At 57.7% G+C, this 14,139-nt stretch carries 16 protein-coding genes; 12 read left to right on the forward strand and 4 right to left on the reverse strand.

Annotation, left to right across the window (positions count from 1 at the left end; translation table 11 throughout):
* Positions 1-41 precede the first annotated feature (41 nt).
* Entirely contained in the window at positions 42-557 is a 516-nt protein-coding gene (gene dalA, locus ACR0CW_RS16940) for a divisome-associated lipoprotein DalA (RefSeq protein ID WP_155146690.1), read from the reverse strand.
* 159 nt (positions 558-716) lie between these two features.
* On the opposite strand from dalA, the gene ACR0CW_RS16945 reads away from it, so the two are divergent.
* Both ACR0CW_RS16945 and ACR0CW_RS16950 read left to right on the forward strand, forming a co-directional pair.
* The gene (locus ACR0CW_RS16945; protein ID WP_155146689.1) at positions 717-1,316 is read left to right on the forward strand and encodes a L,D-transpeptidase; all 600 of its coding nucleotides are present in this window, start codon (positions 717-719) and stop codon (positions 1,314-1,316) included.
* 139 nt (positions 1,317-1,455) lie between these two features.
* Positions 1,456-1,638, forward strand: a complete 183-nt coding sequence (locus ACR0CW_RS16950) for a hypothetical protein (protein ID WP_155146687.1) — start codon at positions 1,456-1,458, stop codon at positions 1,636-1,638.
* A gap of 73 nt (positions 1,639-1,711) precedes the next feature.
* Here the strand turns inward: ACR0CW_RS16950 and hemH are convergent, their stop codons facing one another.
* Complete coding sequence (gene hemH, locus ACR0CW_RS16955) at positions 1,712-2,761, reverse strand: ferrochelatase (RefSeq protein WP_480788684.1); 1,050 nt, start codon at positions 2,759-2,761, stop codon at positions 1,712-1,714.
* A 55-nt stretch (positions 2,762-2,816) separates the two neighbouring features.
* The gene (locus ACR0CW_RS16960; RefSeq protein ID WP_480788685.1) at positions 2,817-3,647 is read right to left on the reverse strand and encodes a methyltransferase domain-containing protein; all 831 of its coding nucleotides are present in this window, start codon (positions 3,645-3,647) and stop codon (positions 2,817-2,819) included.
* Between ACR0CW_RS16960 and ACR0CW_RS16965 the strand changes: the two genes are divergently transcribed.
* The 4 genes from ACR0CW_RS16965 to ACR0CW_RS16980 are packed head-to-tail and all read left to right on the forward strand — an operon-like array spanning position 3,628 to position 5,972.
* Positions 3,628-4,392, forward strand: a complete 765-nt coding sequence (locus ACR0CW_RS16965) for a double zinc ribbon domain-containing protein (protein ID WP_480788686.1) — start codon at positions 3,628-3,630, stop codon at positions 4,390-4,392. The two genes, ACR0CW_RS16960 and ACR0CW_RS16965, sit on opposite strands and share 20 nt — an antisense overlap.
* A gap of 37 nt (positions 4,393-4,429) precedes the next feature.
* A complete protein-coding gene (grxC, locus tag ACR0CW_RS16970; protein WP_155146681.1) occupies positions 4,430-4,687 on the forward strand; it encodes a glutaredoxin 3 in 258 nt (85 codons plus the stop codon).
* The gene (locus ACR0CW_RS16975; RefSeq protein ID WP_480788687.1) at positions 4,687-5,517 is read left to right on the forward strand and encodes a carbon-nitrogen hydrolase family protein; all 831 of its coding nucleotides are present in this window, start codon (positions 4,687-4,689) and stop codon (positions 5,515-5,517) included. The genes grxC and ACR0CW_RS16975 overlap by 1 nt, the downstream gene beginning before the upstream one ends.
* A gap of 14 nt (positions 5,518-5,531) precedes the next feature.
* The gene (locus tag ACR0CW_RS16980) at positions 5,532-5,972 is read left to right on the forward strand and encodes a MarR family winged helix-turn-helix transcriptional regulator (RefSeq protein ID WP_155146677.1); all 441 of its coding nucleotides are present in this window, start codon (positions 5,532-5,534) and stop codon (positions 5,970-5,972) included.
* Between the two features lie 2 nt (positions 5,973-5,974).
* On the opposite strand, the gene ubiG is transcribed toward ACR0CW_RS16980, so the two are convergent.
* Positions 5,975-6,721: a bifunctional 2-polyprenyl-6-hydroxyphenol methylase/3-demethylubiquinol 3-O-methyltransferase UbiG gene (gene ubiG, locus ACR0CW_RS16985; protein ID WP_480788688.1), complete on the reverse strand. Its 747-nt coding sequence runs from the start codon at positions 6,719-6,721 to the stop codon at positions 5,975-5,977.
* A 48-nt stretch (positions 6,722-6,769) separates the two neighbouring features.
* Here ubiG and pip point away from each other — a divergent pair, with 48 nt between their 5' ends.
* The 6 genes from pip (at position 6,770) to infB (ending at position 14,087) form a co-directional block, all read left to right on the forward strand.
* Positions 6,770-7,747 (forward strand): prolyl aminopeptidase, encoded by a 978-nt coding sequence (pip, locus tag ACR0CW_RS16990; protein WP_480788689.1) that lies wholly within the window; start codon positions 6,770-6,772, stop codon positions 7,745-7,747.
* A complete protein-coding gene (locus ACR0CW_RS16995) occupies positions 7,744-8,565 on the forward strand; it encodes an ABC transporter substrate-binding protein (RefSeq protein ID WP_480788690.1) in 822 nt (273 codons plus the stop codon). The genes pip and ACR0CW_RS16995 overlap by 4 nt, the downstream gene beginning before the upstream one ends.
* 183 nt (positions 8,566-8,748) lie before the next feature.
* Complete coding sequence (gene rimP / locus ACR0CW_RS17000) at positions 8,749-9,339, forward strand: ribosome maturation factor RimP (protein WP_152459779.1); 591 nt, start codon at positions 8,749-8,751, stop codon at positions 9,337-9,339.
* Positions 9,339-10,958 (forward strand): transcription termination factor NusA, encoded by a 1,620-nt coding sequence (nusA, locus tag ACR0CW_RS17005; RefSeq protein ID WP_170336685.1) that lies wholly within the window; start codon positions 9,339-9,341, stop codon positions 10,956-10,958. The genes rimP and nusA overlap by 1 nt, the downstream gene beginning before the upstream one ends.
* Positions 10,959-10,980: 22 nt before the next feature.
* Complete coding sequence (locus ACR0CW_RS17010; protein WP_155146664.1) at positions 10,981-11,604, forward strand: RNA-binding protein; 624 nt, start codon at positions 10,981-10,983, stop codon at positions 11,602-11,604.
* Between the two features lie 8 nt (positions 11,605-11,612).
* Positions 11,613-14,087: a translation initiation factor IF-2 gene (gene infB / locus ACR0CW_RS17015; RefSeq protein ID WP_480788691.1), complete on the forward strand. Its 2,475-nt coding sequence runs from the start codon at positions 11,613-11,615 to the stop codon at positions 14,085-14,087.
* The last annotated feature ends 52 nt before the right edge of the window (positions 14,088-14,139 follow it).

Here is a 14,139-nt window from a genome sequence, read left to right on the forward strand (position 1 = left end):
TTTATGGGGGTCTTTTTTTTGTTTTAGGATATGAATTCAGATCAGCCGCCGCTTCCCATTTCCAGCGTCCACCAGATTTTTCCGCCGCTTTCCTGATGCCATGCGAAACCCATCTGCGTGGCTTTGGGATCCATGATGACTGCACGCGGTCCGGGCTCCTGCATCCAGGCGGCCAGTGTTTCGGTTTCGGTCTCATAAGTCTCCGAAATCGCTTCACCCAGGAAAGTGCCATAATATCCGGCGCGGGCGGCGCGATCGATCGGGGATGAACCATCCGATCCAAAGTGCCAGGGCCGGTTTTGTCGTGACATATCTTTGGCATGGGTTGCTGCGGCGGCGTTCAGTTGTGAATTCAGCTGTACGGACTGCAGACCGGAGGCCTGACGTAGCGCGTTGACCGAATCGAGCATGCGGAACTGGATTTTGTCCGGGTTGCCGCGAATCTTGTAAACGGTGGGCAGAGGACGACCATCTGCCCCCAATGCGGTGGTTCCGGTGTCCGTACATGCCGCCAGCGCGACAAAGCAAATAAACAGTAAAGAAACGATACGCGTCATGATGGGCCTGATAATTGTTTCGACAAGGGGAATAGCCTGCCTTAACGTTCGGAGCAAACGCGCAGTGCCTGAATCGTGCGTGATTCTGCCGGTTTGATTTGCGACTGAAGCATTCTGGCAATAAAATACATCAGATTTTATAACAAAGGACCGCTTGCCATGGTCAAAAAGAATATTCGTTCGACAACCCGCCGTGGTTTTCTCGCTGGCGCGTCTGCCGCCCTGGCGACGCCTGCCGTAGCCCAATATATTCCCGGAGATCCTCTGCGACCCGCGCCGGAAGCAGAGCCAGCGGTTCGCCGTAATGTATCGGGGTTCAGGGCGCTGGATTGGCAGCCTTACTTCTCGAACACCAACAATGGTGCAATTCTGGTCGATACCGTGTCGCGGGCTCTGCACTATTGGTCAGCAGACCAATCGACCTATAAACTTTACCCTTCATCGGTGCCTTTGACCGAGGAACTGACCCGCAGAGGGCGTACCAGCGTCATCCGCAAGGTCGAAGGTCCAAGCTGGTCACCAACGCCTTCGATGAAGAAGAGAAATCCGGAATGGCCCGACTATATTCCTCCGGGACCGGATAACCCCTTGGGAACACACGCTTTGTACCTGAGTTGGAAGTACTACCGCATCCATGGAACGCATGACACCCGCAAAATCGGGCGTCGGTCGTCCAATGGCTGCATAGGGTTGTTCAACGAAGACATCGCTGAGCTGTTTTCAATGGCGAAGGTCGGCACGCAAGTGTTGCTAATTTGACGACATTTTCGCGCACGAACCCGCTTGTGGCTCAAGTTGCAATTGCATTCCAACCGCATAGCTGATTAGAAAAAACCACGAGGTAAGTCTTGGGTGTGCGGTTCCGATTGTTGGAATCGCGCAAATTCTGGAGGTTAATATGAAGAAACTCGTTCTCGCCGCTGCACTGACCGCTGCTGCTTCGACCGCATCTGCTGGCAACCTGGAAGAGCCGGTTGTTGAGGCACCTGTTGTTGTTGAAGAAACTCAGGGCACATCGCAGGGCATCCTGCTGCCGCTGATCCTGCTGGTCGTAGTTGCCGCAGCTGTTGCAGCAAGCTAATTTGACGAGAGTCATCAAGAGAAAAGGCGGTGGAGTTTCCACCGCCTTTTCTTATTTCTGACATCTGGTTTGTTCAGTCCAGCCAGCCGCGCAGGTTATCTTCGATCACTTTGCCCAGTGCTGATATGTGGGCATCCTGATCGTTCAGGCACGGAATATAGGTGAATGTCTCGCCTCCGGCCTCTTCAAAGCTCTCGCGAATCTCTTCGTTGATCTCTTCCAGCGTTTCGATGCAATCGGCGGAAAAAGCGGGCGCAATCACCGCGATGTTCTTTTTCCCTTGCTTCGCAAGTTCAGCCACATGATCCACAGTGTAGGGTTTGAGCCATTCTTCCGGCCCGAATCGTGACTGGAACGTCGATACCAGCTGATCATCTGACCAACCCAGCCGTTCCTTCAGCAATCTGGAGGTTTTGACGCATTGGCAATGATACGGATCACCCTGTTGCAGGTATCGCTCGGGCATTCCGTGGTATGAACACACCAGAACATCGGGCCTTGTTTCCATCCCGGCATAGGCCGTTTCGACGGATTGCGCCAAAGCATCGATGTAAGCCGGTTCATCGAAATAAGCCGGAACCGTTCGGCTGGCAGGCTGCCAGGCCTCTTTCATCAAGGCGCGAAAGAACTCGTCATTTGCCGTTGCTGTCGTAGCCCCGGCGTACTGGGGGTACAGTGGGAAGAACAGAATGCGATCGCATCCTTCGGCAACCATTTGCCGAACCTTTGATTTGGTCGAAGGATTGCCGTAACGCATGCAGAAATCCACCAGCACCCGGTCCCCATACCGCTCCTGCATCGCTGATTTCAGCTTGGCGGTCTGATCTTTAGTGATGGTCATAAGCGGGCTTTCGCCCTTGTCGTGATTCCAGATCGATTTGTAGGCTTCGCCTGAACTGAATGGCCGCTTGGTCAGAATTATACCCTGCAGAATCGGCTGCCATTTCCAGGCCGGGTAGTCGATGACCCTCCTGTCGGAAAGGAACTCATTCAGGTATCGGCGCATGGGCCAATAGCTGTAGTCGTCGGGCGTTCCCAGATTTGCCAGCAGGACACCAACGCGGCCCATCTTGATTTTGGGATGATCGGCTTTGGCGTGCACGGGGCGGGTGGCATCAAGCATAAGTAGCTTCCTGAAAATTAGGTTCGCACCTGAGATAAATGGAATTGGCCGATCGTCAATCGGGCAGTTTGCCCTCATCGGTTCCCAGAGCTTCAGCCAACCGCATCTGAGCCGACCCGGGACGCAAGGGTTTGGGCTGACTTTCATCGGGTGACCAACCTGTCAGGCAGATCAGTTCGAATGTCGCGGATAGCCGGCCATCAGGTGCCGGGAAGTGTGATCGGTATATTTCTTGGGCTTTGCTGAAAACTGCCCGATGCGTCGGATGCCTGAGGCGCCCAGTCAGAGCGTTGTTTTCCCCCATCGCCCGCAGGTCGCGCATCAGGTGCCAAATGTCACGGTATTGCGCAGTGAGTGGGAGTTTGTCTGCTACTGGCAGCGCGAAACCGGCGCGCTGCAACAGGCCTCCCAGATCGCGCAATTCTGCCATGGGCGCGACACGAGGGCTGAGGCCACCTGTTACTTCGACTTCGGCTTGCCCGAGCGAAGCACGCAGTTCATGCAGGGTTTCGCCGCCTAGACAGATCACAAGCATCAGCCCATCAGGTTGAAGCGCCCTGTTACATTGGATCAACTGGCCCACTGGATCATTCGCCCAATGTAAGGCCATGGCATGGATCACAAGATCATGAGACCCCGCTTGCAGGTCGAGCACTTCGTCATCTCGGATGATCCGGGCATCGGGAATGATGTCACTCCAGATATCAGCAAACGGGCTCACAATCGCTGGTGCTGTAAAGGTTTTGTTAACCAAGGAAAGACGATCCTTGATCTCATCAATGGCCGCTTCGTGAAGGAACAGCGCATCCTTGCGGACACGGGCGCGGTGCATAGCAAGGCTCTTGCGGTCAAACAGAGAGGGTGCATTGGGCGCAGGCAATTTCATAGGCCGCAAGTATCGCATCTGGCAGCAGATTCAAACCGCTGTCGAGCTGATCTATCCCCCCCGATGCATGGGATGTGGGGAATTGACGGAGTCCGATTTCGGACTCTGCGGCTCTTGTTGGCGTGATACGCCTTTTATCGGTGGAGTGGTTTGTGAAAGCTGCGGAACCCCTTTGCCTGGGGATACGGACGATCATCGGATTGAATGCGATGATTGTATGGATGTGCCTCGGCCCTGGCGTGATGGGCGGGCGGCCCTGCTGTATGAGGGAAAGGCACGGTCTTTGGTCTTGGCATTGAAGCACGGGGATCGGCCGGAGTTGGCTCGACCCGCTGCGCGTTGGATGGCGCATGCTGGGCGCGAAATTATTGTGTCAGATATGCTCATTGCACCAGTACCGCTCCATTGGTCGCGGCTGATTAAACGTCGCTACAACCAGTCAGCCCTGCTGGCGCAGAACCTCGGGCGCGAAACCGGTCTGCCTGTGTGTCCCGATCTGCTGGTTCGTAAACTGCGTACCCCAGTGCTGGATGGCAGGACCGCGGCAGAGCGGGCTGAGGTGCTGATGAATGCCATATCCGTACATCCGAAACGTGGTCACCATCTGGCAGGGCGGGATGTATTGTTAGTGGATGACGTCATGACGTCGGGCGCGACATTGTCGGCCTGTGCGCGCGCCTGCCTTGCATCAGGCGCAAATCATATTTTCGTGTTGGCACTGGCACGCGTTGCCAAGGATGCCTAATTCGCTCAGGATTGCGCGAAACCCAAGGGAACGGAATATGAAACCGGTAGAAATCTATACCTCGCCTTTGTGCGGATACTGTCATGCGGCCAAGCGTCTGTTGAAACAGAAGGGTGTCGAGTTTAAAGAGATCGACGTGCTTTTGCATCCCAAACGCAAACCCGAAATGATCAAGCGTGCCGGTGGAAAGCGCACCGTTCCCCAGATTTTCGTGGGTGAGACACATGTAGGTGGCTGTGATGATCTGTATGATCTGGATCGTCAGGGCAGGCTGGACGGTCTTTTGGCGGCCTGATGAAAACAGCACTGCTGCAGATCACCTCGTCGGACGACCCGGTCGGAAACCTCGAAACCGTGCGCGCCATGATGGCCGATGCTGCCGCTCAGGGCGCTGGGTTCATCCTGACGCCCGAGGTTACCAATTGCGTATCGACCAGCACGACGCGGCAGCGTGAGGTTCTGCAACACGAAGAAGACGACATCTCTCTGGCTGGCCTGCGTGAGCAAGCCGCCGCGCTGGGCGTCTGGCTGTTGATCGGCTCTTTGGGGATCAAAACTCATGACGCCGACGGCAGATTCGCCAACCGATCGTTTATGATCAACCCGCAGGGTGAGATCGTGGCGCGGTATGACAAGATTCATATGTTCGATGTGCAGGTCACCGAGTCGGAGACATTCCGCGAATCAGCGAATTACCGGCCCGGAACCAGGGCTGTTGTGGCCGATACGGACTTCGGCAAGGTCGGAATGACAATCTGCTATGACCTGCGCTTTCCGCATCTTCATTCGGCGCTGGCACAGGCCGGTGCGCGGATTTTGACGGTTCCGGCCGCGTTTTCTCCGGTCACAGGTGCTGCACATTGGGAATCACTGCTGCGTGCCCGGGCCATAGAAAACGGGTGTTGGGTGATTGCGCCTGCGCAAACCGGCGAACATCCCAAGACGCGCGGAAAGACGCGTTATACCTATGGCCACAGCATGGTTGTCGCCCCTTGGGGAGAGGTGCTGATCGACGCAGGGACCGAGACCGGCATTCACTTTTTCGATTTGGATGATAGTTCTGTGACAGAGGCACGCCGACGCGTACCCTCGCTGACACATGTCCGTCCCTTTGACGGGCCCTGATCCAGAACCGGACCATGACTGACGAAACCAATGCCCTTGCGGTCGCGCTGTTCAGCGAGATCCTGACCGCAGATCAATTATTGCGGAATCGGCTGAGCCGAGTACTGCCCAAGGGCATGGAAATTTCGCATTTCTCGGTGCTCAATCATCTGGTTTTTGTTGGTGGTGAACGGAGCCCGGCGCAACTGGCAAACACGTTCCACGTGACACGGGGTGCCATGACCAACACTTTGGCCAAACTGGAATGGGCTGGTTACGTCCATATTCGCCCTGACTGGGACGACGCCCGCCGCAAGATGGTGGCGATCAGTCCGGCAGGGCGGCGTGCGCGCGATCAGGCCATTTCCTCGATCGCGCCTTTGATCAATCGTGTTGTTGGTGAGCTGGGGCTTGAGCGCGTTCGCGCCACCTTGCCAGTGTTGCGTGATCTACGCATCCAACTGGAAGACGAATAGGGTCAGCCGGGCTTCACACTCGCCGTCACATAATTCACGCTCAGATCCCGGTCCGAGATCGACCAACTCCACAGAATCGGGTTGAACACGAACCCCTTGCGGTCCACCGGATCGAGCCCGGCCTGACGCAGCAGGTCAAACAGTTCATCCGGGGTGATGAACTTGTTCCATTCATGCGTGCCGCGGGGCAGCCAGCGCATGACGACCTCGGCCCCGAAAATGGCCATCGCATATGATTTAGGGTTGCGATTGATGGTGGAACAGATCTCAAGCCCGCCGGGTTTCAGCAATTGCCGCGTGGCGGTCAGGTAGGACAGCGGATCGGCCACGTGTTCGACCACTTCCATGTTCAGAACCACGTCGAATTGTTCGCCAGCGGCGGCCATGTCTTCGGCAGTGGTGTGGCGATAATCGATCTGCAGCCCCGATTGTTCGGCGTGGATACGGGCAACCGGCAGATTCCCTTCGGCGGCGTCCGCGCCGACAACCTCCGCTCCAAGGCGTGCCATGGGTTCGCTCAGCAGCCCGCCACCGCAACCAATGTCCAGCAGGCGAAGACCCTGAAACGGCTTTGCGTCTTTCAAATCGCGGTCAAATTCGGCTGCTATCTGCTGTGTGATATAATCAAGACGGCACGGGTTGAGCATGTGCAGCGGTTTGAATTTACCATGCGGATCCCACCATTCCGCAGCCATCGCCTCAAATTTTGCGATCTCGGATGGGTCCACAGTGTTCGGATGCGCTTGCATTCCTGTCTCCGTATGCTCTTTTACGCTTAAGGACTATATAGGGCCATAATGGACAAGTACCCGGACCAAAAGCGCGCAGTTCAATATCTCTATCCGCCGACCGATCCTTTTGATCAGCGTGTGGTGGATATGGGCGATGGACACCGCATCTATGTGGAACAATGCGGAAATCCAGATGGGATACCCGTTGTGGTGCTGCATGGGGGGCCCGGTGGCGGCTGCAGCCCTGCGATGCGGCGGTACTTCGATCCCAAGGCGTATCGGGTGATTCTGTTTGATCAGCGCGGGTGTGGACGGTCACGGCCGACGGCGTCGGTTGAAAACAACACGACCTGGCATCTGATCGCTGATATCGAGCGTTTGCGCAAAATCTTTGAAATCGATGAATGGATCGTTTTTGGGGGCAGCTGGGGCGCGACACTGGCGCTGATTTATGCTCAGACCCATCCGGATCGGGTCAGCCGGCTGGTTTTGCGTGGCGTATTCCTGATGACTGAGGCCGAACTGGAATGGTTCTACGGCGGGGGCGCCGGGAAATTCTGGCCAGAACAATGGGCAAAATTCACCTCTCTTCTTCCGGCAAACGAGTTGTCCGATACAATTGGCGCGTATCACAAGCGGTTGTTTTCGGGTGATCGCGCGACCGAGATTCTTTACGCCCGCGCTTGGTCGCATTGGGAAAACGCGCTAGCCTCAATCCATACGAATGGCTCGGTTGGCGAAAGCCCCGGCGAATATGCGCGCACCTTTGCGCGGCTGGAGAATCACTATTTCATCAATGGCGGTTTTCTGGAGTTTGATGGGCAAATTCTGGATCAGATGGATCGTATCGCTCATATACCCGGACATATCGTGCAGGGTCGCTACGACATGATCTGCCCGCCTCAGGCCGCGTGGGAGCTTGCCGAGCGTTGGCCGAACGCTGATCTGAAGATGGTGCGTCAGGCCGGTCACGCATTGTCCGAGCCGGGCATCAGCGCCGAACTGGTTCGTATCATGGATCGTGTGGCGGAGGGTTTGGTATGACACGCATTGACCGTCGTGCTCTGTTTGCATCCGGTGCCGCTGCAGCGCTGCTGGCGGCTACAGGCGCATCACTTGCTGACACCCCCAAATCCGGTGGCGTTCTTCGGCTGGCGGTGCCGCGTGATGACAGCCTCGAACAGGTTGCGCGCGGCGCGGTCTTCGACAATCTGACGGAAATTGCCCCGGACGGAACCCTGCGCGGAGAATTGGCGACGGGATGGCAAACAGATGCGGATGCGCGTGTCTGGACCTTTGATGTGCGCGATGATGCGCGTTTTCATGATGGCGATGCGCTGAGGGTCGAGGATGTGCTTGCCGTTTTGGCACAGGTTGGGCAGGTCGAAGCGCTGGATCCCAATCGCTTACGCCTTGAGCTGACTGAGGCCAATCCCGGATTACCCTTCCTGCTTGCTGACAGTCGTTTCGTTATCACCCGGGATGGGCAGGATGTGACGCCGCTCAAATCGGCGAATGGAACGGGCTGTTATCGGGTTGAGCGCGCGGAAGATGGTCGGCACTTTCTGGGGCGTCGCGTAGCCGGTCACTATAAGGATGGCCAGGCAGGCTGGCTGGACGCAGTTGAGATTGTCGTGATACCGGATGCCACCGTTCGTGCCGAAGCCCTGCGCGACGGGTTCGTGGATGTTGCGGCAATGCCGGATGCTGATGGGATTCGCTCGGTACGCGGATTGCGGTTCCATCCGACCGAGGTGGAAATGGCGCTTGCCGTTTCATCAAATGTGGGGCTGCCGCGCCAGATCGGGCGGCAGGGTCCGTTGGATGACGGGCGGGTCGCTGAACGCTGGTGGATGATCTGAGTTCGGCGGAATTCTGACCCTGTTTTGTCTGGCCGGCGACGTGGGGGTTGCAGATTCGGATTCTCCTGCGTATATGCATTTGCAACAGCGGCGTGTCGGACTTCTGGTCCGGGGCTCCACCGGAAAAGATCGACGGGCCGCGCGCCCGTTTTTTTGTGCCCGTATGACAGGGTAGAGAACCAGATGACAAACGACCTGATAGCCAAAGCAGCCATCGACCGGCGACTGGCCGAGATCATCACCCCTGTGATCGAGGATCTGGGGTATGAGCTGGTCCGCATTCGCCTGATGAGCGGCAAACAGACCACGCTGCAGATCATGGCTGACAAGCCCGATGGTGGCATCGAAGTGGATGACTGCGCCGAAATCTCGAACGCAGTCAGTGCCACGCTGGACGTCGAGGACCCGATTCTTGACGCCTATACGCTTGAGGTATCGAGCCCCGGTATCGACCGCCCCCTGACTCGCCTCAAGGATTTCGAGACCTTCGAGGGATATGAGGCCAAGATTGAAACCGCAGAACTGATCGACGGCCGCCGCCGCTTCAAAGGCGAATTGGCCGGAATCGAAGGGGACGAGGTTCTGATCAACATCCCCGAGGGGGACGAGACAATTACCATCGGTCTGCAATTCGACTGGCTGAGCGACGCCAAGTTGGTTCTGACCGACGACCTAATCAAGGAAATGCTGCGCCAGCGCAAAGATGCGGGTGCTCTGAACGAAAACGCCTTCGACGAGATTGAGACCGAAGGGTCCGAAGAGGAGACGAACTGATGGCAATTACCTCAGCCAACCAGCTGGAGCTTTTGCAAACCGCCGAGGCCGTGGCCCGCGAAAAGATGATCGACCCCGGTCTGGTTGTCGAAGCGATGGAGGAATCGCTCGCCCGTGCCGCCAAGAGCCGTTACGGCGCCGAGATGGACATTCGCGTGTCGATCGACCGCAAGACCGGCAAGGCGACCTTCACTCGCGTCCGTACCGTGGTAGAGGATGACGAGCTGGAAAACTACCAGGCTGAGATGACCGTCGAGCAGGCGCGCCAGTACATGGAAGCGCCCGAAGTCGGCGATGTGTTCGTTGAAGAGGTTCCGCCGGTTGAAATGGGCCGTATCGCGGCGCAGTCGGCCAAGCAGGTCATCCTGCAGAAGGTTCGTGAAGCTGAGCGTGATCGTCAGTACGAAGAATTCAAGGATCGCGCAGGCACCATCATCAACGGTGCCGTCAAACGCGAAGAATTCGGTAATGTCATCATTGATCTCGGTGGTGCCGAGGCCGTTCTGCGTCGCAACGACAAGATCGGCCGCGAAAGCTATCGCCCGAATGATCGCGTGCGTGCGTATATCAAGGAAGTACGTCGCGAGGTTCGCGGCCACCAGATCTTCCTGTCGCGCACCGCACCGGAATTCATGGCCGAGCTGTTCAAGATGGAAGTGCCGGAAATCTACGACGGCATCATCGAAGTTAAGGCCGTGGCCCGTGACCCCGGTTCGCGTGCCAAGATTGCTGTGATCTCGTATGACGGCTCGATCGATCCTGTCGGTGCCTGCGTTGGTATGCGCGGTAGCCGTGTTCAGGCCGTTGTAAACGAGCTGCAGGGAGAAAAGATCGACATCATCCCGTGGAACGAAGATCAGCCGACCTTCCTTGTGAACGCGCTGCAGCCCGCCGAGGTCTCCAAGGTGGTTCTGGATGAAGAAGCAGGCAAGATCGAAGTTGTGGTTCCCGAGGAACAGCTGTCGCTTGCCATCGGTCGCCGCGGTCAGAACGTGCGTCTGGCCAGCCAGCTGACCGGTCTGGACATCGACATCATGACCGAAGCCGAAGAATCGGCGCGTCGTCAGAAAGAATTCGAAGCCCGCACCAAGCTGTTCATGGATAGCCTGGATCTGGACGAGTTCTTCGCTCAGCTGCTGGTTTCCGAAGGGTTCACCAACCTCGAAGAGGTTGCCTATGTCGAGATCGACGAACTACTGGTCATTGACGGTGTGGACGAAGGCACCGCGCAGGAACTGCAAACACGTGCGCGCGAATTCCTTGAAGCACAGGCAAAGGCCGCTCTGGATGCGGCCCGTGCCTTGGGTGCCGAGGACAGCCTTATTGAATTCGAAGGCCTGACACCCCAGATGGTTGAGGCTCTGGCCAAGGACGACGTCAAAACTCTGGAAGATTTTGCAACCTGCGCAGACTGGGAGCTGGCCGGTGGCTGGACCACGGTCGATGGGGAACGCACCAAGGATGATGGCGTTCTGGAGCCTTTCGGTGTGTCGCTGGAAGAGGCGCAGGATCTGGTTATGACCGCGCGTATCATGTTGGGCTGGGTTGATCCGGCTGAACTGGAACAGGCCGAAGAAGAAGTCGACGGCGAGACAACTGAAGAGGAGGCCGAGGCCTGATCGCAGGCTTCGGGTGGCGCAAATGGGTCGCGGTGGCGTCCATAAAGATCGGTCCGAAGGACCTGAGCGGAAATGCATCGCCACGGGCGAGATTCAGCCTAAATATGGGTTGATACGCTTTGTGACGGGGCCCGATGGTCAGGTCTTTCCGGATGTTGCAGCTAAACTGCCGGGGCGTGGTGTCTACGTATCGGCGGATCGCGCCGCTCTGGATCAGGCTGTGGGCAAAAAGCTGTTTGCCCGCGGGTTTAAGGCGCAGGTGACCGTGCCTAAAGACCTGACGGACGAGGTCGAAAGGCAGGTCTCGCGTCGTGTGATCGAATTGCTGAGCTTGGCACGCAAGTCGGGCGACGCGGTTGCCGGTTACGAAAAGGTCAAGACGTGGTTGGACCGGGAAGAGGCACAAGTGCTGATTCAGGCTGTCGATGGATCGGGGCGCGGCAAGTCGAAACTGAGCACGCCGCACTTCGGTAAATACATCGGATGGCTGACCGCAGACGAATTAGGACAGGCATTTGGGCGCCAAACCGTGATTCATGCGGCGCTGGCCTCTGGCGGACTCGCCAAACGTGTTGTAGAGGAAGCGCAGCGCCTGCGTGGCTTGCGCGAAACGGATGACGGCGGCAGGGGCCGCGCGGAAGGGTAAGAAGCTTTATGAGCGATAATGACGGCAAAAAGACATTGGGTCTTCGTGGCGGGGCACGCCCCGGAAATGTGAAACAGAGTTTCAGCCACGGACGCACCAAGAATGTCGTGGTGGAAACCAAACGCAAGCGCGTGGTGGTCCCCAAGCCGGGTGCGACCAAACCGGGCGGTGGCGCTACGCCATCGGGTGATCCTTCGCGTCGTCCTGCAGGTATCTCCGACGCCGAAATGGCGCGCCGGATGAAGGCATTGCAGGCTGCCAAGGCCCGTGAAGCCGAAGAGGCCGCAGCCCGTGAGGCCGCTGAAAAGGCGCGCGAAGAAGAGCGCGCCCGCCGTCGTGCCGAGCAAGAGGCCAAGGAACGTGAGCAGCGTGAAGCTGAAGAACGTGCACGTGCCAAAGCCGAAGAGGAAGAGCGCAAGCGCAAAGAGGCAGAAGAAGCTGCCAAACGTGCTGCCGCAGCGCCTGCACCGGAAGAGCCCAAAGCGGCCCGCAGCCCGGCAAGTAAACCAGCGCCAGCAGCCGCACCGCGCAAGCAGGAGCGCGAACGCGAACAGCGTGGTCGTGGCAAAGGGCGTGACGACAACCGCCGTTCGGGCAAACTGACTCTGGGTCAGGCCACAGGTGGCGAAGGCAACCGTCAGCGTTCGATGGCCGCGATGAAGCGTAAGCAAGAGCGCGCGCGTCAAAAAGCCATGGGCGGTACGGTCGAGAGGGAAAAGGTGATCCGCGATGTTCAGCTGCCCGAGGCGATTATGGTGTCCGAGCTGGCCAACCGTATGGCCGAGCGCGTGGCCGACGTAGTCAAATCGCTGATGCAGATGGGTATGATGGTTACGCAAAACCAGACCATCGATGCCGACACTGCAGAGCTGATCATCGAAGAATTTGGCCACAAGGTGACCCGTGTCTCTGATTCGGACGTGGAAGATGTCATCAAAGAGGTCGAAGACGACGAAGGCGATCTGCAGCCGCGTCCGCCGGTCATCACCATCATGGGTCACGTTGACCACGGTAAAACCTCGCTGCTGGATGCGATCCGTGATGCACGGGTTGTTGCGGGCGAGGCTGGTGGCATCACCCAGCATATCGGTGCCTATCAGGTAAAAACCGATGGTGGTACAACGCTGACCTTCTTGGATACGCCGGGCCACGCGGCCTTTACTTCGATGCGCTCACGCGGTGCTCAGGTAACGGATATCGTGGTTCTGGTTGTTGCAGCTGACGACGCCGTGATGCCGCAGACCATTGAGGCGATCAACCACGCCAAAGCGGCCGGAGTGCCGATGATCGTGGCGATCAACAAGGTGGACAAACCGGACGCCAACCCGGACAAAGTGCGCACCGATCTGCTGCAGCACGAAGTGATTGTCGAGAAAATGTCGGGTGAGGTTCAGGACGTCGAAGTGTCCGCCATCACCGGTCAGGGTCTGGACGAACTGCTCGAAGCCATCGCGCTGCAAGCCGAGATTCTGGAGCTGAAAGCCAACCCGGATCGCGCCGCCCAAGGTGCCGTAATCGAGGCCCAGCTGGATGTAGGTCGCGGCCCTGTGGCCACCGTTCTGGTTCAGAACGGCACGCTGCGTCAGGGCGATATCTTCGTTGTGGGTGAGCAGTACGGTAAGGTTCGTGCGCTGATCAACGACAAAGGTGACCGCGTCAAAGAAGCTGGTCCGTCGGTTCCGGTTGAGGTTCTGGGTCTGAACGGCACGCCCGAAGCGGGCGACGTTCTGAACGTGACCGAGACCGAAGCGCAGGCCCGTGAAATCGCTGCCTATCGTGAGCAAGCCGCCAAGGACAAACGCGCTGCCGCTGGTGCCGCGACAACCCTTGAGCAGCTGATGCAGAAGGCCAAGGAGGACGAAAACGTCACCGAGCTGCCGATTCTGATGAAAGCGGATGTACAAGGTTCTGCCGAAGCCATCGTTCAGGCGATGGAGAAGATCGGCAACGAAGAAGTCCGCGTACGCGTTCTGCACTCGGGTGTCGGCGCGATCACTGAAACGGATGTCGGTCTGGCCGAAGCCTCGGGCGCACCGATCTTTGGCTTCAACGTTCGTGCCAACGCATCGGCGCGGAACACAGCGAACCAGAAGGGTGTCGAGATCCGTTATTACTCGGTGATCTATGACCTTGTGGATGACGTGAAAGCCGCCGCATCTGGCCTGCTGAGCGCCGAGATCCGCGAGAAGTTCATCGGTTATGCCGAGATCCGCGAAGTCTTCAAGGTCACTGGTGTTGGCAAGGTCGCTGGCTGTCTGGTCACCGAAGGCGTTGCCCGCCGCTCCGCAGGTGTTCGCCTGCTGCGCGACAACGTGGTGATCCACGAAGGCACGCTGAAGACGCTCAAGCGCTTCAAGGACGAAGTAGCCGAGGTTCAGTCGGGTCAGGAATGCGGTATGGCGTTCGAAAACTATGACGATATCCGTGCGGGCGACGTGATCGAAATCTTCGAGCGCGAAGAGGTTACTCGGACGCTGGACTAATTCCGGCAAAATCTAAGTGTTCAAAAACAGCGGTCCAATCGGGCCGCTGTTT

It is taken from the genome of Ruegeria sp. CH6, from assembly GCF_056537005.1.

Coding starts and splice junctions, on each gene's coding strand:
- dalA (WP_155146690.1), bottom strand. CDS start 557: ATGACGCGTATCGTTTCTTTACTGTTTATTTGCTTTGTCGCGCTGGCG.
- ACR0CW_RS16945 (WP_155146689.1), top strand. CDS start 717: ATGGTCAAAAAGAATATTCGTTCGACAACCCGCCGTGGTTTTCTCGCT.
- ACR0CW_RS16950 (WP_155146687.1), top strand. CDS start 1,456: ATGAAGAAACTCGTTCTCGCCGCTGCACTGACCGCTGCTGCTTCGACC.
- hemH (WP_480788684.1), bottom strand. CDS start 2,761: ATGCTTGATGCCACCCGCCCCGTGCACGCCAAAGCCGATCATCCCAAA.
- ACR0CW_RS16960 (WP_480788685.1), bottom strand. CDS start 3,647: ATGAAATTGCCTGCGCCCAATGCACCCTCTCTGTTTGACCGCAAGAGC.
- grxC (WP_155146681.1), top strand. CDS start 4,430: ATGAAACCGGTAGAAATCTATACCTCGCCTTTGTGCGGATACTGTCAT.
- ACR0CW_RS16975 (WP_480788687.1), top strand. CDS start 4,687: ATGAAAACAGCACTGCTGCAGATCACCTCGTCGGACGACCCGGTCGGA.
- ACR0CW_RS16980 (WP_155146677.1), top strand. CDS start 5,532: ATGACTGACGAAACCAATGCCCTTGCGGTCGCGCTGTTCAGCGAGATC.
- ubiG (WP_480788688.1), bottom strand. CDS start 6,721: ATGCAAGCGCATCCGAACACTGTGGACCCATCCGAGATCGCAAAATTT.
- pip (WP_480788689.1), top strand. CDS start 6,770: ATGGACAAGTACCCGGACCAAAAGCGCGCAGTTCAATATCTCTATCCG.
- ACR0CW_RS16995 (WP_480788690.1), top strand. CDS start 7,744: ATGACACGCATTGACCGTCGTGCTCTGTTTGCATCCGGTGCCGCTGCA.
- rimP (WP_152459779.1), top strand. CDS start 8,749: ATGACAAACGACCTGATAGCCAAAGCAGCCATCGACCGGCGACTGGCC.
- nusA (WP_170336685.1), top strand. CDS start 9,339: ATGGCAATTACCTCAGCCAACCAGCTGGAGCTTTTGCAAACCGCCGAG.
- ACR0CW_RS17010 (WP_155146664.1), top strand. CDS start 10,981: ATGGGTCGCGGTGGCGTCCATAAAGATCGGTCCGAAGGACCTGAGCGG.
- infB (WP_480788691.1), top strand. CDS start 11,613: ATGAGCGATAATGACGGCAAAAAGACATTGGGTCTTCGTGGCGGGGCA.